The organism is Variovorax sucrosi (assembly GCF_051216635.1).
Classification (GTDB): domain Bacteria; phylum Pseudomonadota; class Gammaproteobacteria; order Burkholderiales; family Burkholderiaceae_C; genus Variovorax.
In genome coordinates this window covers 125,806-147,279 of the sequence record NZ_JBPJZU010000003.1, presented here as the reverse complement: position 1 = coordinate 147,279, position 21,474 = coordinate 125,806, and the positions used below count along the sequence as shown (strand labels likewise).

22 protein-coding genes are annotated in these 21,474 nt (G+C 68.5%); 8 read left to right on the top strand and 14 right to left on the bottom strand.

What is annotated here, in order from left to right; all coding sequences use genetic code 11:
- Nucleotides 1–13 precede the first annotated feature (13 nt).
- The 5 genes from ACSFBE_RS06680 to ACSFBE_RS06660 all read right to left on the bottom strand — a co-directional run bounded on the left by ACSFBE_RS06680 (nucleotide 14) and on the right by ACSFBE_RS06660 (nucleotide 3,934).
- Nucleotides 14–2,323, bottom strand: coding sequence for a methyl-accepting chemotaxis protein (locus ACSFBE_RS06680; protein WP_435489602.1), 2,310 nt, complete (start codon nucleotides 2,321–2,323; stop codon nucleotides 14–16).
- A 41-nt stretch (nucleotides 2,324–2,364) separates the two neighbouring features.
- Nucleotides 2,365–2,901: a chemotaxis protein CheW gene (locus tag ACSFBE_RS06675; RefSeq protein ID WP_435489601.1), complete on the bottom strand. Its 537-nt coding sequence runs from the start codon at nucleotides 2,899–2,901 to the stop codon at nucleotides 2,365–2,367.
- Nucleotides 2,902–2,917: 16 nt separating this feature from the next.
- Nucleotides 2,918–3,283, bottom strand: a complete 366-nt coding sequence (locus ACSFBE_RS06670; RefSeq protein ID WP_435489600.1) for a response regulator transcription factor — start codon at nucleotides 3,281–3,283, stop codon at nucleotides 2,918–2,920.
- Nucleotides 3,283–3,684, bottom strand: a complete 402-nt coding sequence (locus tag ACSFBE_RS06665; RefSeq protein ID WP_435489599.1) for a response regulator — start codon at nucleotides 3,682–3,684, stop codon at nucleotides 3,283–3,285. The genes ACSFBE_RS06670 and ACSFBE_RS06665 overlap by 1 nt, the downstream gene beginning before the upstream one ends.
- 79 nt (nucleotides 3,685–3,763) lie before the next feature.
- The gene (locus ACSFBE_RS06660) at nucleotides 3,764–3,934 is read right to left on the bottom strand and encodes a rubredoxin (protein WP_435489598.1); all 171 of its coding nucleotides are present in this window, start codon (nucleotides 3,932–3,934) and stop codon (nucleotides 3,764–3,766) included.
- A 150-nt stretch (nucleotides 3,935–4,084) separates the two neighbouring features.
- Here ACSFBE_RS06660 and thiD point away from each other — a divergent pair, with 150 nt between their 5' ends.
- Together thiD and hemL are read left to right on the top strand one after the other, a co-directional pair.
- Complete coding sequence (gene thiD / locus ACSFBE_RS06655; RefSeq protein ID WP_435489597.1) at nucleotides 4,085–5,005, top strand: bifunctional hydroxymethylpyrimidine kinase/phosphomethylpyrimidine kinase; 921 nt, start codon at nucleotides 4,085–4,087, stop codon at nucleotides 5,003–5,005.
- A 4-nt stretch (nucleotides 5,006–5,009) separates the two neighbouring features.
- The gene (gene hemL, locus ACSFBE_RS06650; protein ID WP_435489596.1) at nucleotides 5,010–6,293 is read left to right on the top strand and encodes a glutamate-1-semialdehyde 2,1-aminomutase; all 1,284 of its coding nucleotides are present in this window, start codon (nucleotides 5,010–5,012) and stop codon (nucleotides 6,291–6,293) included.
- A gap of 23 nt (nucleotides 6,294–6,316) precedes the next feature.
- Here hemL and purH read toward each other — a convergent pair whose 3' ends face one another.
- From purH to dusB, 3 genes are read right to left on the bottom strand one after another with little or no spacing between them, the layout of a single operon-like run.
- Entirely contained in the window at nucleotides 6,317–7,924 is a 1,608-nt protein-coding gene (gene purH, locus ACSFBE_RS06645; protein WP_435489995.1) for a bifunctional phosphoribosylaminoimidazolecarboxamide formyltransferase/IMP cyclohydrolase, read from the bottom strand.
- A gap of 11 nt (nucleotides 7,925–7,935) precedes the next feature.
- A complete protein-coding gene (locus tag ACSFBE_RS06640) occupies nucleotides 7,936–8,172 on the bottom strand; it encodes a Fis family transcriptional regulator (protein WP_435489595.1) in 237 nt (78 codons plus the stop codon).
- 12 nt (nucleotides 8,173–8,184) lie between these two features.
- Nucleotides 8,185–9,258, bottom strand: coding sequence for a tRNA dihydrouridine synthase DusB (gene dusB, locus ACSFBE_RS06635; RefSeq protein ID WP_435489594.1), 1,074 nt, complete (start codon nucleotides 9,256–9,258; stop codon nucleotides 8,185–8,187).
- Between the two features lie 175 nt (nucleotides 9,259–9,433).
- Between dusB and ACSFBE_RS06630 the strand changes: the two genes are divergently transcribed.
- Entirely contained in the window at nucleotides 9,434–9,904 is a 471-nt protein-coding gene (locus ACSFBE_RS06630) for a YqaA family protein (RefSeq protein WP_435489593.1), read from the top strand.
- Between the two features lie 22 nt (nucleotides 9,905–9,926).
- Here ACSFBE_RS06630 and ACSFBE_RS06625 read toward each other — a convergent pair whose 3' ends face one another.
- From ACSFBE_RS06625 to ACSFBE_RS06615, 3 genes are read right to left on the bottom strand one after another with little or no spacing between them, the layout of a single operon-like run.
- Nucleotides 9,927–10,601 carry a glutathione S-transferase gene (locus ACSFBE_RS06625; protein WP_435489592.1) on the bottom strand — a complete coding sequence of 225 codons (675 nt, stop codon included), beginning with the start codon at nucleotides 10,599–10,601 and terminating at the stop codon, nucleotides 9,927–9,929.
- A 14-nt stretch (nucleotides 10,602–10,615) separates the two neighbouring features.
- On the bottom strand, nucleotides 10,616–11,707 hold the full coding sequence (gene ychF, locus ACSFBE_RS06620) for a redox-regulated ATPase YchF (protein ID WP_435489591.1): 1,092 nt from the start codon (nucleotides 11,705–11,707) through the stop codon (nucleotides 10,616–10,618).
- A gap of 49 nt (nucleotides 11,708–11,756) precedes the next feature.
- A complete protein-coding gene (locus ACSFBE_RS06615; RefSeq protein ID WP_435489590.1) occupies nucleotides 11,757–12,644 on the bottom strand; it encodes an MOSC domain-containing protein in 888 nt (295 codons plus the stop codon).
- Between the two features lie 76 nt (nucleotides 12,645–12,720).
- On the opposite strand from ACSFBE_RS06615, the gene ACSFBE_RS06610 reads away from it, so the two are divergent.
- The 3 genes from ACSFBE_RS06610 to ACSFBE_RS06600 are packed head-to-tail and all read left to right on the top strand — an operon-like array spanning nucleotide 12,721 to nucleotide 16,350.
- Nucleotides 12,721–13,839: an FAD-dependent monooxygenase gene (locus ACSFBE_RS06610; RefSeq protein WP_435489589.1), complete on the top strand. Its 1,119-nt coding sequence runs from the start codon at nucleotides 12,721–12,723 to the stop codon at nucleotides 13,837–13,839.
- Between the two features lie 10 nt (nucleotides 13,840–13,849).
- The gene (locus tag ACSFBE_RS06605; RefSeq protein WP_435489588.1) at nucleotides 13,850–14,560 is read left to right on the top strand and encodes a DsbC family protein; all 711 of its coding nucleotides are present in this window, start codon (nucleotides 13,850–13,852) and stop codon (nucleotides 14,558–14,560) included.
- Nucleotides 14,560–16,350: a M61 family metallopeptidase gene (locus ACSFBE_RS06600; protein ID WP_435489587.1), complete on the top strand. Its 1,791-nt coding sequence runs from the start codon at nucleotides 14,560–14,562 to the stop codon at nucleotides 16,348–16,350. The genes ACSFBE_RS06605 and ACSFBE_RS06600 overlap by 1 nt, the downstream gene beginning before the upstream one ends.
- On the opposite strand, the gene ACSFBE_RS06595 is transcribed toward ACSFBE_RS06600, so the two are convergent.
- Nucleotides 16,347–16,904, bottom strand: coding sequence for a DUF2325 domain-containing protein (locus tag ACSFBE_RS06595; protein WP_435489586.1), 558 nt, complete (start codon nucleotides 16,902–16,904; stop codon nucleotides 16,347–16,349). The two genes, ACSFBE_RS06600 and ACSFBE_RS06595, sit on opposite strands and share 4 nt — an antisense overlap.
- A gap of 136 nt (nucleotides 16,905–17,040) precedes the next feature.
- Here ACSFBE_RS06595 and ACSFBE_RS06590 point away from each other — a divergent pair, with 136 nt between their 5' ends.
- On the top strand, nucleotides 17,041–17,820 hold the full coding sequence (locus ACSFBE_RS06590; RefSeq protein WP_435489585.1) for an enoyl-CoA hydratase: 780 nt from the start codon (nucleotides 17,041–17,043) through the stop codon (nucleotides 17,818–17,820).
- A gap of 37 nt (nucleotides 17,821–17,857) precedes the next feature.
- On the opposite strand, the gene ACSFBE_RS06585 is transcribed toward ACSFBE_RS06590, so the two are convergent.
- Complete coding sequence (locus ACSFBE_RS06585; protein WP_435489584.1) at nucleotides 17,858–19,039, bottom strand: hypothetical protein; 1,182 nt, start codon at nucleotides 19,037–19,039, stop codon at nucleotides 17,858–17,860.
- 61 nt (nucleotides 19,040–19,100) lie between these two features.
- Entirely contained in the window at nucleotides 19,101–19,781 is a 681-nt protein-coding gene (locus ACSFBE_RS06580) for a sigma-70 family RNA polymerase sigma factor (RefSeq protein ID WP_435489583.1), read from the bottom strand.
- Between the two features lie 136 nt (nucleotides 19,782–19,917).
- Here ACSFBE_RS06580 and ACSFBE_RS06575 point away from each other — a divergent pair, with 136 nt between their 5' ends.
- Nucleotides 19,918–21,462, top strand: a complete 1,545-nt coding sequence (locus tag ACSFBE_RS06575; protein ID WP_435489582.1) for a vWA domain-containing protein — start codon at nucleotides 19,918–19,920, stop codon at nucleotides 21,460–21,462.
- Nucleotides 21,463–21,474: the final 12 nt, after the last annotated feature.

Below are 21,474 nucleotides of genomic sequence, written 5' to 3'. Positions count from 1 at the left end.
TCGGCGCTCGGCGTCAGGCGATCTTGAAGCGTGCGACCGACTGGCGCAGCTCCTCGGCCATGTGCGACAACTCGCGCACCTGCTGGGCGGTGGTCCGCGTGCCTTCGCCGGTCTGCTCGGTCACCGCGAAGATGTGCTGGATGTTGGCCGCCACCACGTTGGCCGAATCGGCCTCGCGGGACGCGGACTGCGAAATCTGCTCGATCAGCTCGGCCAGCCGACGCGACACGCGGTCGATCTCGGACAGCGCGGTGCCCGCGGTGTCGGACAGCTTGGCCCCTTCGACCACGCCCTGCGTGGAGCGCTCCATGGCGCCGACCGCGTCCTGCGTGTCGGTCTGAATCGCCTTCACCAGCGCCGAGATCTGGCGCGTGGCGTCGGCGGAGCGTTCGGCCAGGCGCTGCACTTCTTCGGCCACCACCGAGAAGCCGCGACCGGCTTCACCCGCCGACGCGGCCTGGATGGCAGCGTTCAGCGCCAGCACGTTGGTCTGCTCGGTAATGTCGGAAATCAGCTCGGTGATTTCACCGATCTCCTGCGACGATTCGCCCAGGCGCTTGATGCGCTTGGAAGTTTCCTGGATCTGGTCGCGGATGGCGTTCATGCCGCCGATCGCGTTCTGCACCGCCTGCAGGCCCGACGAGGCGGCCATCAGCGACTGGCGCGCCACCGTGGCCGATTCCTGCGCCTGGGAGGACACGCCGTTGATGCGCTCGGCCATGGTCAGCACCGACTGGCCGGTTTCGCGAATCTCGCGCAGCTGTTCGGTGGAGGCGGCCAGCAGTTCGGTCGAGGTGTTTTCCACCTGCGAGGTGGTGTGCGCCACGCGCGTCGCCGTGTTCTGCACGTTGCCCACCAGCAGGCGAAGTTCTTCCACCGTGTAGTTCACCGAGTCGGCAATGGCGCCGGTGATGTCTTCGGTCACCGTGGCTTCCTGCGTCAGGTCGCCTTCGGCGACCGTCTGCAGTTCGTTCATCAGCCGGAGAATGGCGGCCTGGTTGGCGCTGTTCACGCGGCTGACTTCTTCGCTCAGGCGCTCGGCCTCGACACGCTCCTGCTCGGCGGCCAGGGCGCGTTCGCGGCCTTCGCGCACCTGCACGAAACCGATGCCGCCGGCCAGAGCCAGTGCGGCCAGCGACAGGATGAACAGCGTGGCGATGGTGCCGACGCCCAGACCGGTGCGGTCGGACAGCTTGACCTGCAGTTCGCCCAGGGCGAGGCGCAGCGGTTCGCTGTCGGCCAGGATGGTCGCCTGGCCTTCGCGCGCGGTCACCAGGCCTTGCAGGTTGCCCAGAATCGCGCCGGCCTGCGTGCGGGTCTGCTCGTAGGTCTTGAGGATGGCGTCGAGCTGCTGGCGGGCCTGCGCGTCGCGGGTGCCCGGCAGGCGCTGCTGCGAATTGCCGTCGAGCAGGCCGCGCGCCACTTCCTGGAAGGTGTTCAGGTCCTTGCCGAGCAGGAACACGGCGTCGGGGCTCACGCCTTCGACCGTCAGGAATTCGTTGGCCGACTTGCCGATGCGCTGCGTCAGCATCACGAGCTGGCCGGCGGCGGCGATCTCGGGGATGGTGGCGTTCTGCTGCATCTTGATGGAGGCGACCGTCTCGGCCATCTCGAGCAGGTCGGAGGACTGGCGGTTGATGTCGCGCAGCGCGGCGCCCACCTGCGTGAGGATCTGCTGCTGCGCCAGCACCGCCTTGGCGCTCTTGTCGGCACGCTCGACCAGCGGCGTGATCTTGGCCAGGTCGGCGTCGTACTGGCCGCCCACGCGCTCCAGGTTGAGCGCGTCGTCGCCGTTGGCCAGGCCCTGCACCCGGCGGGCCAGGTCGTCGGAACTGTCGCGCACTTCGGCGAAGGCGGCCGCGTTGCCCACCAGGGCCTGCGAGACCGACTTGGCCAGACGCTGCGACTGCATCAGCGACTGGCCGGTGGAGGCCACCTGCTGCGCCAGACGGTCGGCGCGCAGAATGGCGGAACCCGCCACCAGCAGCAGCAGCAGCACCACCACCGCCAGCGCGATGGCGAAGAGACGCTGCTGCCGCGCCGGGTTGAAGCGCGAGAAGGTGCCCACGCCGCCCGCGTCGCCGGCAACGGCAGGCGCTTCGGGCGCGGGCGCGATGGCTTCGTTCATGGCGGGGGCATCCAGGGCGGCGCCGGTCGGGAACGGATCGGTTTCGGTACGGGGAATCTGCACGGGGCGCTCCTCCAGAGGCTGCATGGTTTCCGCATTGTCCAGCGACAAGGTGGAATCGCCGTGCACGCGCAAATCGGCGCTGCCGTCATTGGCAGGCAGGTACTTCTTAAACTTGTCGGCGATCGAACTCACGGGTCGGTCCTTCACGTTGATGTCAACGCCCGGCAAGCCACTCAGGCGCCGATGCTCAGAAAACGGGATTGCTGCGAGAGGGATTGCAGGTTGATCTCCTGCCATGGTTCCCCCGCTGCGTCGATGTAGGCATGTCCGAGCCACGCCGGCGCGCCGGCTTCCGGGGCGCGGGAATCCACGAAGGCTTCGACGCCGCGCAGGCCGACCAGGCGGTCGATCAGCAGGGCGCAGTTCACTTCGAGCAGGTCGTTGAGCGCCACCAGCCGCGACTGCGCGCGGACGCCCTCGACCGCCGGGGCGGCGCCCTGCGACCGGCCGGTGGCGAAAGTCGACAGCTGCACGACGCCGTACAGGCCGCCACGCAGGTTGGCCACGCCCAGGAACCAGGGCTCGGTGTAGGGCACGGGCTGCGGCGGCGTCCAGGGAAAGATCTCCCCGGCGTGGCCCAGCGGGAACAGGTACTTGCCATCGCCAGCCTCGACAGCCAGCCAGGAGGCCGACACGTCGGAGGTGCGCGCCGCTTGCAGACGGGAGGCGAGCCGGGACTGGAAAGCGCGGAGAGCGTCGCGGTTGGCCATGGGTGGCGGGTGCCGCTCAGGCGAGCGCGTTGATCTTCGCCATCAGTTCAGCCGCGTTCACCGGCTTCACGATGTAGTCGCGCGCGCCCTGTCGCATGCCCCAGACGCGGTCGGTCTCCTGGTTCTTGCTGGTGCACAGGATGATCGGCACGTTCGCGTACTGCGGGTGGCGGGCGATGGCGCGCGTCAGCTGGAAGCCGTTCTGGCCGGGCATCACCACGTCCATCAGGATCAGGTCGGGCTGCTCTTCCTCCAGGCGGCGCATTGCGTCGTCGGCGTTCTCTGCGGTCTTGACCGAAAAGCCGTTTTTCTGGAGCAGGTCGGTCAGGAACACCAGTTCGGTCTTCGAGTCGTCGACCACGAGTACTTTGTGGATGGGCATTACTGCACTTCTTTCTGCTGAACGATGCCGAACTGCTGCACGGCCTGCAGCAGTTGGTCTTTGGTGAACGGCTTGGTCAGATAGTCCTGCGACCCGACCATGCGGCCGCGTGCCTTGTCGAACACGCCGTCCTTCGAGGAGAGCATCACGACCGGCACGTTGGAGAAATCGATGTTGCGCTTGATGATCGCGCAGGTCTGGTAGCCATCGAGGCGCGGCATCAGGATGTCGCAGAAGATGAGATGCGGCCGATGGTCGTTGACCTTCGAGAGCGCATCGAACCCGTCCTCGGCCAACAGCACCTCGTGGCCGCCTTGTTTGAGGAAGATTTCGGCGCTGCGCCGAATGGTGTTGCTGTCGTCGATGACGAGCACCTTGTAACCGGACCCATTCGTGCTCATTGGCACACGCTCCTCGTAAGAGACTTCCTTCGACCACCGCACATTGCACCGTGCAGCGGGTGTCACCCTATGCCATGCTTCAGATCTCGACCATTTCGAAGTCTTCCTTGCGCGCACCGCACTCGGGACAAGTCCAGTTCATCGGAACATCGGCCCAGCCCGTGTTCGGCGCAATACCATCTTCCGGCACTCCAGCCGCCTCGTCGTAGATCCACCCGCAAATCAGGCACATCCAGGTTTTCGTATTCATCGCAGCTTAAAGTCCCTGTTCATAGAATGCAACGATTGTATCTAGACGTATCACGAAATTCCGCAACGACCGTCTCACATCTGCCACCATGGCACTGGCTTCGAATGGCGTTTGACAACTTATCTACTACCCACGGAAGGCGCCTGCAGCATGGCTGATCTTAACGAACCGATCAGCGAGGAAAGCATCGCCGAGAGCGAGCTGAATCCACCTTGCGTGCTGGTCTTCAACGCCAGCGATCCGAGCGGCGCCGGCGGTCTGGCCGGCGACGCGCTGGCCATGGCGTCAGTCGGCGCTCACATGCTCGCGGTCGTGACCGGCGCCTACGCGCGCGATACGGCCGAGATCTTCGACCACTTTGCCTTCGACGAAGAGGCGGTGGCCGAGCAGACCCGTGCCATCCTCGAAGACGTCGAGGTGCAGCTCATCAAGGTGGGATTCGTCGGCTCGCCGGAGACCCTCAGCACCGTCGCCGAGACCGCCACCGACTACCCCGACGTGCCGGTCGTGGCGTACATGCCCAACCTTTCGTGGTGGGACGAGAACCAGATCGAGGCCTATCTCGACGCCTTCCGCGAACTGGTGCTGCCGCAGACCACGGTGCTGGTCGGCAACCACAGCACGCTGTGGCGCTGGCTGCTGCCCGACTGGAGCGGCGACAAGCCACCGACCGCGCGCGACATCGCCCGTGCCGCGGGGGAACAGGGCACGCCCTACACGCTGGTGACGGGGATCATGTTGCCCGACCAGTTCATCGACAACGTGCTGGCCTCGCCGCAGGCCGTGCTGGCCAGCGAGAAGTACGAGCGGCTCGACGCGGTGTTCGCCGGCGCCGGCGACACGCTGTCGGCCGCGCTGGCCGCCCTGCTCGCCAGCGGCACCGACCTGGTCGCCGCCACCTCCGAGGCGCTGAGCTACATGGACCGCTGCCTCGACGCCGGCTTCCGGCCCGGCATGGGCCACGTGCTGCCGGACCGCCTGTTCTGGGCCCAGCCCGAGGACGACGACGAAGACGATGGCGCCGACGTGCCGCCCGACTTCGCCTTGCCACCCCACGACACCCGCCATTGACTTCATGACCATCGACAACAACCAACGCCTCTTCGAACGCGCCCGCGCCGTCATCCCCGGCGGCGTCAACTCGCCCGTGCGCGCCTTCAAGGCCGTGGGCGGCACGCCCCGCTTCATCACCCGCGCGCAAGGCGCCTATTTCTGGGACGCCGACGACAAGCGCTACATCGACTACATCGGCTCCTGGGGGCCGATGATCCTGGGCCACGGGCATCCTGCCGTGGTCGAGGCGGTGCAGAAGGCGGTGCTCGAAGGCTTCTCGTACGGCGCGCCGACCGAACGGGAGATCGAACTGGCCGAGGCCATCCTCGCGCTGGTGCCGTCGATGGAGATGGTGCGCCTGGTCAGCTCGGGCACCGAGGCCGCGATGAGCGCGCTGCGCCTGGCCCGCGGTGCCACCGGCCGCAAGCACATCATCAAGTTCGAAGGCTGCTACCACGGCCATGCCGACGCGCTGCTGGTCAAGGCAGGCTCGGGCCTCGCGACCTTCGGCCACCCGACCTCGGGCGGCGTGCCGCCCGAGGCGGTGCAGCACACTTTGGTGCTCGAATACAACAACATCGCGCAGCTGGAAGAAGCCTTCGCGCTGCATGGCAAGGACATGGCCTGCCTGATGATCGAGGCGATCGCCGGCAACATGAACTTCGTGCGCGCCACGCCCGAATTCGCCCGCCGCTGCCGCGAGCTCTGCACGCAGCACGGTGCGCTGCTGGTGTTCGACGAGGTGATGACCGGCTTCCGCGTCGGCCTGCACGGCGCACAGGGCGTGCTCGGCATCGAACCCGACCTCACGGTGCTCGGCAAGGTCATCGGCGGCGGCATGCCGCTGGCGGCCTTCGGCGGGCCTCGCGCGATCATGGAGCAGCTCGCACCGCTGGGCCCGGTCTACCAGGCCGGCACGCTGTCGGGCAATCCGGTGGCGACGGCCTGCGGCCTGGCCACGCTCAAGGAAATCGCCAAACCCGGCTTCTACGAAGCGCTGTCGGCCAAGACCCGCGCGCTGGTCAGCGGGCTGAAGGCTGCCGCGGCGGCAGAAGGCGTACCCTTCAGCGTCGACAGCGAAGGCGGCATGTTCGGCTTCTTCCTTTTCAACGAACTGCCACAGAACTACGCCAAAGTCATGACCACGGACAACGCAAAGTTCAACAAGCTTTTCCACGGCCTGCTGGACCGCGGCGTCTACATTGCGCCGGCGCTGTACGAGGCGGGCTTCGTGAGCGCCGCGCACAGCGATGCCGATATCGCCGCGACCATCGACGCGGCCCGGCAGATCTTCAAGACCCTGTAAGCCCCGCCACGCGAAGGCGGCGGTCAGTGCCGGAAGTGACGCACGCCTGAGAGCACCATCACCACGCCGCGCTCGTCCGCCGCGTCGATGACTTCCTGATCGCGCATCGAGCCGCCCGGCTGGATCACGCAGCTCGCACCGGCGTCCACCACCACGTCGAGGCCGTCGCGGAACGGGAAGAAGGCATCGCTCGCGACCGCCGTGTCCTTCAGTGACAGGCCGGCGTGCTCGGCCTTGATGCTGGCGATGCGCGCGGAGTCGAGGCGGCTCATCTGGCCGGCGCCCACGCCCATCGTCATGCCGTTCGCGCAGAACACGATGGCATTGCTCTTCACATATTTCGCGACCTTCCAGGCGAACAGCAGGTCATCCAGCTGCTGCGGCGTCGGCTGCTTCTTGCTGACCACCTTGAGGTCGGTGGCGGCGAGCTCGTGGTTGTCGGCGGTCTGGATCAGCAGACCGGAGCCGACACGCTTGACGTCCATGGCGTTGCGGCCGTTGTCCCAGTCGGTCGCGCCGCCAGCAGGCAAGGCGATCTCCAGCACGCGCACATTGAGCTTGGCCTTGGTGGCCTGGAAGACTTCGAGCGCCTCGGGCGTATAGCCCGGCGCCATGAGCACTTCGACGAACTGCTTGGCGATGGCCTGCGCGGTGTCGGCATCGACCGGGCGGTTGAACGCGATGATGCCGCCGAAGGCCGAGGTCGGGTCGGTCTTGAAGGCTTTCGAGTAAGCCTCGGCCGCGTCCTTGCCGACGGCCACGCCGCAGGGATTGGCGTGCTTGACGATCACGCACGCGGGCACGTCGAAGCTCTTCACGCATTCCCACGCGGCGTCGGCGTCGGCGATGTTGTTGTAGCTCAGTTCCTTGCCCTGCAGCTGCTTGGCCGACACCAGCGAGCCCGGTGCCGGATACAGGTCGCGGTAGAACGCGGCCTGCTGGTGCGGATTCTCGCCGTAGCGCAGGTCCTGGATCTTCACGAAGCGGCCGTTGCTCTGCGCCGGGAACAGCGTGCGCTTCGGTGCGGGCTGACCGATGCTGGCGTCGAAGTCAATGGCCGAGAGGTAGTCGCTGATCGCGCCGTCGTAATCGGCGATGCGGTTGAAGGCGGCTACCGAGAACGCGAACTTGGTCTTGTCGCTCAGCTTGCCGTCGGCCTTGAGCTCGGCCAGCGCCAGCGGGTACTGCGACGCGTCGGTCAGCACGCCGACGTCCTTCCAGTTCTTGGCCGCGCTGCGGACCATGGCCGGGCCGCCGATGTCGATGTTCTCGATCGCGTCTTCGAGCGTGCAGCTAGGCTTGGCGACGGTGGACTCGAAGGGGTAGAGGTTGACCACCAGCAGGTCGATGGTGTCGATGCCGTGTTCCTTGATCGCCGCCACGTGCGCGGGCAGGTCGCGGCGCGCCAGCAGGCCGCCGTGGATCTTCGGGTGCAGCGTCTTCACGCGGCCGTCGAGCATCTCGGGAAAGCCGGTGTGGTCGGCCACCTCGGTCACCGGCAGGCCGGCATCGGCCAGCAGCTTGGCGGTGCCGCCGGTCGACAGCAGCTTGATGCCCAGCGCATGCAGCGCCTGCGCGAATTCGAGGATGCCGGTCTTGTCGGAAACGGAAAGGAGTGCAGTGCGTGCCATGGGGTTCTTCGTCATTTCAAAATCTTGTGCTCGAGCAGCTTCTTGCGCAGCGTGTTGCGGTTCAGGCCGAGCCACTGCGCCGCCTTCGACTGGTTGCCCTCGGCGCGCGCCATGACGACGTCGAGCAGCGGCTTCTCGACGACCCGCACCAGCATCTCGTACATGCCGTCCGGCTCGGTGCCGCGGAGGTCGCGGAAATAGCTCTCCAGACTGTTGCGAACACAGTCCTCGATGTTCTTCTTGCTCATGGCGCTCTCTTGTTATGAATGCACGGCCGCAGCCGCTTTCTCGTCCTCGCTGGCGCTCCACCCGTCCTGCTCTTCGGCAGTGTCGCGGTGCACGGGAATGCGTTCCATCCCCTCGGCCAGCCCCTCGAAATAGTCGGACACCGCGCGCAGCTGCTGCGCGCAGTCCTCGATGGCATTCATGCGGCCGCGGAAGTCTTCGCCCTCCGGCAGTGCACGCACGTACCAGCCGATGTGCTTGCGTGCGGTGCGCACGCCGCTGTACTCGCCGTAGAGCCCGTAGTGCTCCTGAAGATGGTCGAGCAGCAAGCGCCGCACTTCTGCCACCAGCGGCGGTGCAAGGTGTGTGCCCGTGGCGAGGAAATGCGCGATCTCGCGGAAGATCCACGGCCGGCCCTGCGCTGCGCGGCCCACCATCACCGCATCGGCGCCGGTGGCGGCGAGCACGTCGCGCGCCTTCTCCGGGCTGGTGATGTCGCCGTTGGCGACCACCGGCACCCGCACCGCGGCCTTGACCGCGGCGATGGTGTCGTATTCGGCCGCGCCCTTGTAGCCCTGCTCGCGCGTGCGGCCGTGCACCGTCAGCATCTGCACGCCGGCCGATTCGAAGTCGCGCGCCAGCTTCACCGCGTTGCGGTGGTCGGCGCTCCAGCCGGTGCGCATCTTGAGCGTGACCGGCACGCCGTGCGGCGCGGCCGCAGCGACCACCGCCTGCACGATCTCCAGCGCCAGCGGTTCGTCGCGCATCAGCGCCGAGCCCGCCCATTTGTTGCACACCTTCTTGGCCGGGCAGCCCATGTTGATGTCGATGATCTGCGCGCCGCGGTCGATGTTGTAGTGCGCGGCCTCCGCCATCATGGCCGCATCGGTGCCGGCGATCTGCACCGCAATGGGGCCCGGCTCCCCGGCATGGTCCGCGCGACGGGACGTCTTGAGCGTGTTCCAGAGCTCCTTGCGCGAGGTCACCATTTCGCTCACCGCATAGCCGGCGCCGAGCGAGCGGCACAGCATGCGGAACGGCCGGTCGGTCACGCCGGCCATGGGCGCGACGAACAGCCGGTTTTCCAGCGCGACGGGGCCGATCTGCATGGTGAGGGAGGGAGGAAGAGCGAGCGCGGGGCTGCTGAAAAATGAGGCACGATTGTAGCCGCGGCCGATTTCAGGCACTGAAACGATTTGCGTACAGGCTTCCCCTCTTGCGCGCCCGGCCACGGCGCCCTCTCCCACGCGGGCCTGCCGTGTGTTTTTCTATACTCCGCGCCACATGCAAGCCTGGCTCGACTCCCTCCTGGCGCTCCTGGCGCTCCCGCAATACGGGCTGTCCACCGTCTTCATCGCCGCTTTCGTCTCGGCCACGCTGCTGCCGGTCGGCTCAGAGCCGATCCTGTTCGGGCTGCTGAAGCTCAACCCCGAGATGTTCTGGCCGGCCATCGGCGTGGCGACCCTGGGCAACACCCTGGGCGGTGCGGTCGACTGGTGGATGGGCTACGGCGCCCACAAGGTGGCGGACAAGTACGCGCACTCGAAACACCACGTGCGGGTGCTGGCCTGGCTCGAACGGCTCGGCCCCAAGGCCTGCTTGCTGAGCTGGCTGCCGTTGGTGGGCGATCCGCTGTGCGCCGTCGCCGGCTGGCTCAAGCTGCCCTTCTGGCCGTGTCTGGTCTACATGGCGATCGGGAAGTTCGCGCGCTACCTCACGATGACGGTGGCGCTGCTGTACATCTGGCCGGCCTGACGGAGCCGACGCTCGCGGCGCGTCAGCTCAGCAAGCCGTACGGGCCGCCGCGCGCCAGCGCCTGCTGGTAGGCCGGGCGCGCATGGATGCGCATGAGCCAGGCCATCAACCGCGGACGACTTTCATCCAGTCCGCCGCGCGCACGCGCCGCTTCGACCGGAAAGCTCATCTGGATGTCCGCGCCCGTGAACTCGTCCCCGGCGAACCACTCGCTCTTGCCCAGTTCGCCCTCCATGAAGTCGAGCTGCGCCCGGATGTTGGGCGTCACGAAGCCGGCCTTGGCCTTGCCGGCGATGCCCTTGGCGATCGGCCGGATGAAGAAGGGCACCTTCGCCGTCGCGATCTTGTCGAAGATCAGCTTGAGCAGCAGCGGCGGCATCGCCGAGCCTTCGGCGAAATGCAGCCAGTAGCGGTAGCGCAGCGCCTCGGGGCTGCCGGCCGCCGGCGCGAGGCGGCCCTGGCCGTGGCGCTCGATCAGCGTCTCGATGATCGCGCCCGATTCGGCCAGCACCTCGCCACCGTCGGTCGTCACCACCGGCGACTTGCCCAATGGATGCACCTGGCGCAACTCGGGCGGCGCCAGCATCGTCTTGGGATCGCGCTGGTAGCGGACGATCTCGTACGGCAGCCCGAGCTCTTCGAGCAGCCAGAGCACGCGCTGCGAGCGCGAGTTGTTGAGGTGGTGGACGGTGAGCATGCGCAGCCGGTCGGTCAGGAACTGAACAGGAAATTCATCACGTCGCCGTCCTTGACGACGTAGTCCTTGCCTTCGGCGCGCATCTTGCCCGCGTCCTTGGCGCCCTGCTCGCCCTTGAAGGCGATGAAGTCGTCGAAGGCGATCGTCTGGGCGCGGATGTAGCCCTTCTCGAAGTCGCCATGGATCACGCCGGCTGCCTGCGGACCGGTGTCGCCGATGTGGATGGTCCAGGCGCGCACTTCCTTCACCCCGGCGGTGAAGTAGGTCTGCAGTCCCAGCAGCTTGTAGGCGGCGCGGATCAGGCGGTTCAGGCCCGGCTCGTCCTGGCCGATTTCGGCGAGGAACATCTTCTTGTCCTCGTCGTCCATCTCGGCGAGCTCGGCTTCGATCTTGGCGCAGATGGCGACCACCGGCGCGCCCTGCTTGGCGGCGTACTCGCGCAGGCGGTCGAGGTAGGGGTTGTTCTCGAAGCCGTCTTCCGACACGTTGCCGACGAACATTGCCGGCTTGGCGGTGATGAGGGTGAAGGACTTCACCAGCGGCTGCTCTTCCTTGGTGAACTCCAGCGCACGCACCGGGATGTTCTCGTTGAGCGCCTTCTGGCAGCGCTCGAGCAGGCCGACCAGCTTCTGCGCGTCCTTGTCGCCCGAGCGCGCCACCTTGGTGTGGCGGTGCAGCGCCTTCTCGACCGTGGCCAGGTCGGCCAGGCACAGCTCGGTCTGGATCACCTCGATGTCGGAGATGGGGTCGACCTTGCCGGCCACGTGAATGACGTTGTCGTCGTCGAAGCAGCGCACCACGTTCACCGTGGCATCGGTTTCGCGGATGTGCGCGAGAAACTTGTTGCCCAGGCCTTCGCCGGTGCTGGCGCCGGCCACCAGACCGGCGATGTCGACGAACTCGACGATGGCCGGGACGATGCGCTCGGGCTGGACGATCTCGCTCAATGCGCCAAGCCGCGGGTCGGGCACCTCGACCACGCCGGTGTTCGGCTCGATGGTGCAGAACGGATAGTTTTCCGCCGCGATGCCGGCCTTGGTCAACGCGTTGAAAAGGGTGGATTTACCGACGTTGGGCAGGCCGACGATGCCGCATTGCAAACTCATGGAGGTCCTCTGGAATCAACCGGCGATTTTAGGCCGGAGGTGTTTGTCTTCAGTCGAAGCGGTAGTTGGCACCGACCGTCTGCCCGACCTTGAGCAGATGGTCGACGCCTTGCAGCACGATGGCGTTCATGCCGAAGGTGATGGCACCGTCCAGCCGCGGATCGGCCCGGTAACTGCGCAGGGTGTCGCCCACTTCGGGGCTGCGGGTCGCGGTCGCGGGGTCGATGTCCGGTATCGGGCAGCGCGGGCAGGGCTTGGCCGGCCGCAACTGCGCTTCGCCCTCGGCGGTGGCGATGTGGAGCGTCTCGACCCGGTCTTCGTCGTGCGACTCGATGCCGGCCAGCACGATGTTCGGCCGGAAGCGATCGATGCCCACCGCCGCATGGCCGCCGGCAGCGAGCCGCTGGTTGAATTCCGCCATCGAGCCTGCGCCGATGACCAGCAGCGGGAAGCCGTCGGAGAACTGGTTGGGCGCGTCCACCTCGCCGGTCCATTTCTTGTTCGACAGGCGCTGGTGTTCCGGATCGAAGCGCACCAGCCGCAGCGTCTGCGGCTTGCCCGGCTCGGATAGAAAGTCGCTGAACCACTGGGCGGCGACGTCGCCCATGTCGTAGGCTGCGACCTCGTCGCGCCAGACCTTCACCCGCACCGGTTGTTCGACCCGGTCGAAGGCGATGTGCAGGGCCAGCATGCCGGGCGCGCGCAGCACCATCTCCAGGTGCTTCATCTGCGGCTTGATCAGCGCCATGCGCGGCAGTTCGCGCTGGGTGACGAATTCGCCTTCGGCATCGACCACCATCCAGGCGCGGTCGAACTCCAGCCCGGTCTCGGTCAGCAGCACCTCCGGCAGCTCCACACCGGCGCAGGACTTGATGGGGTAGACGAACAGGCGGGCAATGGTGGCGTTGAGATCGAAGGCGGTGGCGGCATCTGTCACGGTCGGGTCCTCGGAGGCGAAGCGGCGATTGTCCTCGGTCCGCTCCCGGCCCGGAGGGCGCTCCTACAATGCCCCGATGGCCCTTTCCCCCGAGGTTTGCATTCGCGGCGCCGGCATCGTCGGCCGCACGCTGGCACTGCTGCTCGCCCGCGAGCGCGTCCGTGTCGCCCTGGTCGCGCCCGCGGCCCCCGCCGCGCACGAAGACGTGCGCGCCTACGCGCTCAACGCGGCGTCGCGCGCCCTGCTCCAGGGCCTGCGGGCCTGGCCCGAGGCGGCGCACGCCACGCCGGTGCGCGAAATGCGCGTGAGCGGCGACGAAGGCGGCCGCGTCTGCTTCAGCGCTGCGGTGCAGAAGGTCGAGGCACTGGCCTGGATCGTCGACGTGCCCGCGCTCGAAAGACAGTTGGCCGACGCGGTGCGCTTCCAGCCGCAGATCGAGGTGGTCGAGGCCCCGGTGTCCGCCGCGCTGACCGTGGTGTGCGAGGGCAAGGCCAGCGCCACCCGCGACGCGCTCGGCGTGAGCTACGCCGTGACCCGCTATCCGCAACACGCCATCGCCGCCCGGCTCGAGGCCGAGCGCCCGCACGACGGCACGGCGCGCCAGTGGTTCAACGACAAGGGCGAGATCCTGGCGCTGTTGCCGCTGGGCGGCCCCGGCGGCCATTCGCTGGCCCTGGTGTGGTCGGTCGACCAGTTCCGCGCACCCGAGCTCCTGGCCCAGAGCACCGAAGACTTCGCCGCCGCCGTGCGCGACGCCAGCCACGACGCGTTCGGCGCCCTCACGCTGGCCAGCGATCGCGCCTCGTGGCCGTTGCAGCGGGCCATCGCCGACCGCTGGACCGGCCACTTCGCCGACGGCAAGTCGTGGGCTCTGGCCGGCGATGCCGCGCACACGGTGCATCCGCTGGCCGGCCAGGGGCTGAACCTCGGCCTGGCCGATGCGAGTGCCTTGGCCGACGTGCTGAAGACCCGCGAGTACTGGCGCAGCGTGGGCGACCCACGGCTGCTGCGACGCTACGAGCGCGCCCGCCGCGCCGACGTGCTGTCGATGAGCCTGGCGACCGACGGCCTCCAGCAACTGTTTTCGCATGGCACCGACCCCCTGCCCGCGCTGCGCAACTGGGGCATGCGCGGCTTCGACCGCACCCGCTTCCTCAAGCACTTCGTTGTCCGCCAGGCCATGGGCCTGAACTGAATCCATGACCATGAAACTCCTTCGCATCCTCTTCGCCACGCTCGCGCTGGGCAGCAGTCTCGCGGCCGCCGCCGGCGAAGCCGAGATCCGCAAGAACCTGGCCTCGCGCATTCCGCAGTTCGCCAACATCGACGAGGTGCGCAAGGCACCGGTGCCAGGGCTGTATGAGGTGCGGATCAACGGCTTCGAGATCTACTACACCGACGAGCAGGGCAACTACCTGCTGCAGGGCAACCTGATCGACGTGCAGGCCCGCCGCAATCTGACCGAAGAGCGCATCGAGAAGCTCACCGCCGTCAGCTTCGACAAGCTGCCGATACAAGACGCCTTCAAGATCGTCCGCGGCAACGGCAAGCGCAAGCTGGCCGTGTTCGAGGACCCGAACTGCGGCTACTGCAAACAGTTCGAGCGCGAGCTCAAGAGCATCGACAACGTCACCGTCTACCTGTTCCTGTACCCGGTGCTCGGCCCCGATTCGAACGTCAAGTCGCGCGACATCTGGTGCAGCAAGGACAAGGCGAAGACCTGGAACGACTGGATGACGGCCGGCACGAAACCCGAGACCGGCAACTGCGACGCCGCGGCGCTGCAGCGCAACGTCGCGTTCGGCCGCAAGTACAACATCACCGGTACGCCGACCCTGATTTTTGCCGACGGCACCCGCGCGCCGGGCGCCATTCCCGCCGCACAGGTCGAGAAGCAACTCGCCGCCGCCAACTGATGACGGGCACCGCGACGATCCACTACCGGGTGGAATGTGCCGACCGGCATGCCCACCTCTTCGCCGTCACGCTGACCATCGCATCCCCCTCGGCCCTGCAGCGCGTGGCGTTGCCGGTCTGGATTCCCGGCAGCTACCTGGTGCGCGAGTTCGCGAAGAACCTGCAGAACCTGCAGGCCACGCAGGGCCGGCGCAAGGTACCGGTGACGCAGCTCGACAAGCACAGCTGGCAGACCGGCTGCGCACCCGACAAGCCGCTGGTGCTGCGCTACGAGGTCTGCGCGTACGACCATTCGGTGCGCACCGCCTGGCTCGACGCCGACCGCGGCTTCTTCAACGGCACCAGCCTGTGCCTGCAGGTCGACGGCCATGCCGACGCGCCGCACGCCATGGAGATCGTCGCACCCAAGCCGGTGGCCGGGCAGGCACGCTGGCACTGCGCCACGGCGCTGCCGCCGGTGAAGGTCGACGCCCACGGCTTCGGCCACTACCTCGCTTCCGGCTACGACGAGCTCGCCGACAGCCCGGTCGAGCTGGGCGCCTTCTGGAGCGCCAGTTTCGAGGCCGGCGGCGTGCCGCACCGCTTCGTGGTGGCGGGCGCGCCGCCCTCCTTCGACGGCGAGCGGTTGATTGCCGACACGCAGGCGATCTGCGAGACGCAGATGCGCTTCTGGCATGGCGACAAGGTAGGCAAGCGCGGTGGTGCCAAGCCGCCGCACGACCGCTATGTCTTCATGCTCAACGCGGTCGACGACGGCTACGGTGGGCTCGAACATCGCCATTCGACCGCGCTGATCTGCACCCGCAGCGACCTGCCGCAGCGCCACGCGAAGAAGCAGCCCGAGGGCTACACCACGCTGATGGGCCTGATCAGCCACGAGTACTTCCACACCTGGAACGTGAAGCGGCTGCGGCCGGCGGAGTTCGCGCGCTACGACTACACCCAGGAGAACTACACGCGCCTGCTGTGGTTCTTCGAGGGCTTCACCAGCTACTACGACGACCTGCTGCTGCGCCGCGCCGGTCGCATCGACGACGCCACCTACCTGCGGCTGGTCAACAAGACCATCAACCAGGTGCAGCAGGCGCCGGGCCGGCTGGTGCAGTCGGTGGCCGAGGCCAGCTTCGACGCCTGGGTCAAGTACTACCGCCAGGACGAGCAGACGCCCAACCAGACCATCAGCTACTACACCAAGGGCGCGCTGGTCGCGATGTGCCTGGACCTCACGCTGCGGCGCGAGGGCAAGGGCTCGCTCGACGACGTGATGCGCCTGCTGTGGACGCAGAGCGACGGCGGGCCGATCGACGAAGACGACATCGCCGCCGCGCTCGAAACGGTGGGCGGCCGGTCTTACGCCACCGAGTTCGCGCACTGGGTGCATGCCGCCGAAGAGTTGCCGCTGTCGGACCTGCTGCGTGCGCACGGCGTCGCCGCGCTGGACGATCCGGCCCAGCGCGCGCAGGAACTCGGCCTGCGCGTGGCCGAAGCCAATGGCAGCGTGCAGGTCAAGATGGTGCTGCGCGGTGGTGCCGCCGAGAAGGCCGGCTTCTCGGCCAACGACGAATGGATCGGCATCGAGCTGCCCGCCGGCAGGGGCCATCCGGTGCAGGGCTGGCGGCTGTCGAAGCTGGACGATCTGGCGCTGTACCTCGGCGAGCACAAGAAGATCACCGCGCTGATCGCACGCGACAAGCGTCTGCAGCGCCTGCCGCTCACGCTGCCGACCGGCGTGACCACCTGGCGCCTGTTCGCGCAGGACGCCGCCAAGCTCTCCGCCTGGCTGGCCTAGGAATCGATCGCCTCGCCGCGCCGCACGATGCGGATCGGCCGCGCCTCTTCCTGCCCCACCATCACGCAGGGCTTGCCGGTACGCCGGCAGTGGTCCTGCACGCGCCAGTAGGCGTCGTGGCTCATGCAGCCGGTCTGGCAGATCACCAGATCGGCGGCGCGCAGGCTGGCTTCGAGCGCGGCGGCATCGGCGTCGTCCTGGCCATCGTGGTGCAGGTAGCGGCCGCCGGCGATCTCCACCAGTTGCTTTGCCACCGCTGATGCCTCTTCCGCCCGGCCGACGCACAGCACCGATTTCTCGCGCAGGTCGGCGGCCGGCGCGGCGCCTCGCGACCGACGGCGCGATGGCGCAAGCAGCGCGTGCACCCGCTGCGGCAGGGCCGCGCCGGTGGTCGCACGCGCCACCAGTTCCTCGCGCACCATCGCCAGCGCCGAATCGCGCACGATCAGCGCCGCGCGCAGACGAACGATCTGCGCCGCCTGCTCGGCCAGCAGGCGCGAACAGCGCGCCTGTGCCCCTGCATAGGCACGCAGCAGGACGGTGGTTTCTTCCATGGGCGACTCCATATCGAGCGGCCATTCTAGATGCGAATTATTCTCAACAACCAAGCCATCCACCTTCTGCCGTGCTGGGTATAGTGGCCCGCATCCCCTGCATACCCCGCTTCCATCCACCCCTCACGGAGACAGCATGAGCTACGAGAACATCGAAGTGCGCACCGAGGCCGGCAAGGTCGGCATCGTCACCCTCAACCGGCCGAAGGCCCTGAACGCGCTGAACGACGCGCTGATGACCGAGTTGGGCGAAGCGCTCAAGGCCTTCGACGCCGACCCCGCCATCGGCTGCATGATCGTCACCGGCAGCGAGCGCGCCTTTGCCGCCGGCGCCGACATCGGTGCCATGGCCAAGTACAGCTTCGTCGACGTCTACAAGGGCGACTACATCACCCGCAACTGGGAAACCGTCCGCAGCATCCGCAAGCCGGTGATCGCCGCGGTGAGCGGCTTCGCGCTGGGCGGCGGCTGCGAGCTGGCGATGATGTGCGACTTCATCATCGCTGCCGACAACGCCAAGTTCGGCCAGCCCGAGATCAAGCTGGGCGTGATCCCCGGCGCTGGCGGCACGCAGCGGCTGCCGCGCGCGGTGGGCAAGAGCAAGGCGATGGACATGGCCCTCACCGGCCGCATGATGGACGCGACCGAGGCCGAGCGCGCCGGACTGGTGAGCCGCGTGGTGCCCTTCGAGAAGCTGGCCGACGAAGCACTGGGCGCTGCACTGGTCATCGCCGACTTCTCGCAGGTCGCCGTGATGGCGGCCAAGGAATCGGTCAACCGCGCCTTCGAGAGCGGCCTCTCCGATGGCGTCATGTTCGAGCGCCGCCTGTTCCACGCGCTGTTCGCGAGCAACGACCAGAAGGAAGGCATGGACGCCTTCATCGCCAAGCGCAAGCCGGCCTTCACCCACAGCTGACGCCGCGCGCGCTGACCCGGTGCACGCGCCGGCCGGGTCAGCGCGTGGCTTCGAGCGCCTGGCGCAAGGACGACAGCGCACCGGCACCCGGCGCGCCGGTGCCGGCGGGCAAGCCTTTCTCGCGCCAGCGCACCTGGCCGCCGGCCAGTTCGAGCACCCCCAGCACCTCGCCGTTGCGCTCCAGCGCGATGCGCCAGTCGACCGCGCCCGTCAGCGGCTGTGGCCCGACGCCCGCCAGGGCGGCCGAACCCACCAACGCCCCCAGTTCCGGCGCCTCTGCACGCGGCACGACGCGGCTGTCGCCACCGCGGGTGACGCGCAACTGCGTCCACTGCGACAGCGCATTGAAGGTCGGCGTCGCATCGGCCGCGGGGCCCGTTGCCGCGGCGGCCGGCGCCGGCGGCACGGGTGCAGCCGCCGCGGCTGGCGGTGCGGCGCGCAATGCCCCGGCCGCTCCACCGGCGTTGGGAGCCGGTGCCGATGGTGCGGCCGGCATGGCCGGCGGCCACTGCGTGGGCGGCGGCAACTGCTGCTCGGCCTGTCGCTTGGCCTGTTCGCGGGCCAGCGCCTGCTGGGCGCGTTCGACGGCTTTCTCCGCCGCCAGGGAGGCGGCCCGATCCACCGCGGCTTCGCGGGCATGGCGCTCGCGTTCGCGGTCGCGCGCGTCGAGCGCCCGTTTGGCGGCCTCGGTGTTGGCGCGCGCTTCGGCCAAGGCGGCGTCGAGCACGCTGGACGGTGCCGGCGCTTGCGCGGACGGCGCTGTGCCCGCAGGCGGGGGGGATGCCGGTGCCGGTGCAGTCTCCGGCGCGACGGGCGTGGGCCGCTGCGCCGGGACGGGTGCGGCGTGGCGCTCCTGAAGCGGTGCATCCGGCTCGGCACCGGGCACCGGCTGGCGCTGCCACATCACCGTGACCAGCACACCGACCAGCACCGTCGCGAAGGCAGCGTTCCACGGCATGCGCGAGCCGGCACCGCCACCGATGCCGAGCAGCCGCTGCCACCAGGGCCGTTCCGCACCGACCGGGCCGGCCGGCAGCGAGGGCGCCACCGCCTCGTGCGCGAGCACACGGATGGACTGGCGCAGCGCGACATCGGGCGTTGCCGCGTGATCCGGCGCATGCGCGAGTGCGCGCCGAAGCAACGGGTCGTGCAGCGCGCCGTCGTCGGCGTCGCCCAGGTTGTCGTCCCAGTCGTCTCCGGGTAGGTTCCGATCGCTCATTGGATGACCTCCGCCCTACGGGCTGCGGTGCGAGCTTGCTTGGGGCGGCCCGGCGCGGCGCTCATGCGCCCTCCCCCAGCACCGACAGATAGCGCTCCATGCAGCCACGCAACTTCTTGAGCCCGTAGCGCAGGCGGCTGCGGACGGTTTCGAAGCCGACGTCGAGCGCCGCGGCCATCGCCTCGACGGTGAAGCCGTCTTCGTGGTGCAGCAGGAAGGCGGCGCGCTGCTCGTCGGGCAGCTCGTTCAGACAGGCCAGCAGCCGCCGGCCGGCCGAGCGCCAGAAGGCCACGTCCTCGGCCGACGGGTGCGCAGCGTCGACCGCATGGCCCTGGCCATCGAGCAGCCGGCCACCGAGGCGCTGCATGGTGTCGAGCCCCTCGTCGTCATCGTCGTGCACATGCACGACGAACTGCCGGCCGCTGGCGCGCAGCCGGTCCATGGCCAGGTTGTGGGCGATGGTGAAGGCCCAGGTGCGCCAGGCGGCGCCCTGCGGCGAAAACGAATCGCGCGCCGTGATGATGCGCACCCAGGTTTCCTGGAACACCTCGTCGACCTCGGCCGCCAGGCGCAGGCCCAGCAGCCGCCGCACGAAGCGGAACAGCGCGCCCTCGTGGCGCGCATAGAGCACATCGAAGGCACCGGTGTCGCCGCCGGCATAGGCCAGCATCAGTTGGTCGTCGGGCATGGCGTCGGGGACTTCGGCGGGCTCGACGGCGTCGACAGGCACGGGGGAAAGCATGGGCAGATTCTCACCTCAGCTTGTACGGCCACCGATCGGGATCGGGGTTAGCGACCCTCGCTTTTCTTTTTCATCGACGAACCCCGTGGCCCGATGCCGGCCGTATCAACCGGCATCCCTCACCACGGAGTCGTCGATGACCCTCGCCCCTGCCCCCGCCTCTTCACCACGCGCACGCACCGTGCGCCGCCCGCGCGCGCTGATCGCCGTGCTGTGTGCGCAGTTGCTGCTCAGCGCCTGCCACGCCACGGGTGTCGCGCCCGCCGGCGCCATCTGGCCCGAGCCGATGGCGCAGCCGCCCGAGCCCGTGCGCACAGTGCCGCAGTGGCCCACGAATGCCGTGGTGCGCACCGCGCCGAACTTCCAGGCGCCGTCGGCCACGCATTGCGCGCGGCCGATCCAGACGCGTGAAGTGCCCGGCATGGATCCACAGCAGCCGGCGTCGAATCCGATGCGCGGCCATCTCGCCGAGAGCCGCATGGAACGGCTGCGCGAAGCACACAGCAAGCGTGCCGACACCGGCGCCGCTGCGGACGCCATGCCCATGCCGCCCCCCGCCCCCGTGGCCGCATCGCCCATCGCGCGCCACGCCGAGCCCGCGTCGATCCTGCCTATGCCGCCACGCCAGCGCCCCGCGCCCGCCCAGGCGTTGCCCGTGACCGCCGGCATGGTCGACGACAACGCCGACTTCGGCGAGTACCTGCGCTTTCGCGAACGCACCCAGGTCGCCCACCGAGCCCGCGACGTGCGCGAGCGCTACCTTCTGCAGGTGCGCAATGCGCGCGGCACCGTCGTGCCCGACGCCGAAGTCGCCGTGACCGCCCCCAGCGGCGCCACGCTGTGGGCCCGCACCGACGCCGGCGGCCGCGCCTGGCTGCACCCCGACGCCGTCGACACCACGCGCAGCGCGGTCTACGAAGTCGCGGTGCGCAAGGACGGCCGCCAGTCCAGCGCCTTCCTGCGCCGCGGCCAGAAGAGCGCCGTCGACGTGGTGCTGGCCGACAGCGCCACGCCGGCGCGGGCGCGGCTGGACCTCGTCTTCCTCGTGGACGCCACCGGTTCCATGGCCGACGAGATCGGCCGCCTGAAGACCACGCTGCGCAGCATCGCCAACGAGGTGGCGCAACTGCCCAGCCGCCCCGACACCTGCTTCGGGCTGGTGGCCTACCGCGACAAGGGCGACGAGTTTCTGCTGCGCAGCCACGACTTCACCAACGACCTCGGCGCCTTCCAGGGCGTGCTGAACGCACTGCAGGCCAACGGTGGCGGCGACTACCCCGAAGCGATGAACGAGGCCCTGCACGACACCGTGCACCGCCTGAGCTGGCGCGGCAACGGCGCCACCCGCATGGTCGTGCTGCTGGCCGACGCGCCGCCGCACCTGGACTACGGCGGCCCGCAGTACGACGACGACATGCTCGCCGCGCTCGGCAAGGGCATCAAGATCTTCAGTGTGGGGGCGAGCGGGCTCGACAAGCAGGGCGAGGTGGTACAGCGGCAGATGGCGCAGTACACCGGCGGGCGCTTCGTCTTCCTCACCTACAAGGACGCCGAACGCCCTTCGAGCGGCCCCGGCCGCGAGACGGTGCACGACGTGAGCAACTACTCGGTGCAGACGCTGGACCGGCTCATCGTGCGGCTGGTGACCGAGGAGTTGGCCCAGTTGCCGAAAGGCGGTTGACGGCCCCGCCAT

Excerpts from the sequence above, each read along its gene's own strand:
- ACSFBE_RS06675 (WP_435489601.1), bottom strand. The coding sequence starts at position 2,901 with ATGGCCAACCGCGACGCTCTCCGCGCTTTCCAGTCCCGGCTCGCCTCC.
- thiD (WP_435489597.1), top strand. The coding sequence starts at position 4,085 with ATGGCTGATCTTAACGAACCGATCAGCGAGGAAAGCATCGCCGAGAGC.
- ACSFBE_RS06665 (WP_435489599.1), bottom strand. The coding sequence starts at position 3,684 with ATGAGCACGAATGGGTCCGGTTACAAGGTGCTCGTCATCGACGACAGC.
- ychF (WP_435489591.1), bottom strand. The coding sequence starts at position 11,707 with ATGAGTTTGCAATGCGGCATCGTCGGCCTGCCCAACGTCGGTAAATCC.
- ACSFBE_RS06610 (WP_435489589.1), top strand. The coding sequence starts at position 12,721 with ATGGCCCTTTCCCCCGAGGTTTGCATTCGCGGCGCCGGCATCGTCGGC.
- ACSFBE_RS06580 (WP_435489583.1), bottom strand. The coding sequence starts at position 19,781 with ATGCTTTCCCCCGTGCCTGTCGACGCCGTCGAGCCCGCCGAAGTCCCC.
- ACSFBE_RS06600 (WP_435489587.1), top strand. The coding sequence starts at position 14,560 with ATGACGGGCACCGCGACGATCCACTACCGGGTGGAATGTGCCGACCGG.
- ACSFBE_RS06670 (WP_435489600.1), bottom strand. The coding sequence starts at position 3,283 with ATGCCCATCCACAAAGTACTCGTGGTCGACGACTCGAAGACCGAACTG.
- ACSFBE_RS06630 (WP_435489593.1), top strand. The coding sequence starts at position 9,434 with ATGCAAGCCTGGCTCGACTCCCTCCTGGCGCTCCTGGCGCTCCCGCAA.
- ACSFBE_RS06595 (WP_435489586.1), bottom strand. The coding sequence starts at position 16,904 with ATGGAAGAAACCACCGTCCTGCTGCGTGCCTATGCAGGGGCACAGGCG.
- ACSFBE_RS06625 (WP_435489592.1), bottom strand. The coding sequence starts at position 10,601 with ATGCTCACCGTCCACCACCTCAACAACTCGCGCTCGCAGCGCGTGCTC.
- ACSFBE_RS06590 (WP_435489585.1), top strand. The coding sequence starts at position 17,041 with ATGAGCTACGAGAACATCGAAGTGCGCACCGAGGCCGGCAAGGTCGGC.
- dusB (WP_435489594.1), bottom strand. The coding sequence starts at position 9,258 with ATGCAGATCGGCCCCGTCGCGCTGGAAAACCGGCTGTTCGTCGCGCCC.
- hemL (WP_435489596.1), top strand. The coding sequence starts at position 5,010 with ATGACCATCGACAACAACCAACGCCTCTTCGAACGCGCCCGCGCCGTC.
- ACSFBE_RS06575 (WP_435489582.1), top strand. The coding sequence starts at position 19,918 with ATGACCCTCGCCCCTGCCCCCGCCTCTTCACCACGCGCACGCACCGTG.
- ACSFBE_RS06640 (WP_435489595.1), bottom strand. The coding sequence starts at position 8,172 with ATGAGCAAGAAGAACATCGAGGACTGTGTTCGCAACAGTCTGGAGAGC.
- ACSFBE_RS06585 (WP_435489584.1), bottom strand. The coding sequence starts at position 19,039 with ATGAGCGATCGGAACCTACCCGGAGACGACTGGGACGACAACCTGGGC.
- ACSFBE_RS06605 (WP_435489588.1), top strand. The coding sequence starts at position 13,850 with ATGAAACTCCTTCGCATCCTCTTCGCCACGCTCGCGCTGGGCAGCAGT.
- purH (WP_435489995.1), bottom strand. The coding sequence starts at position 7,924 with ATGGCACGCACTGCACTCCTTTCCGTTTCCGACAAGACCGGCATCCTC.
- ACSFBE_RS06660 (WP_435489598.1), bottom strand. The coding sequence starts at position 3,934 with ATGAATACGAAAACCTGGATGTGCCTGATTTGCGGGTGGATCTACGAC.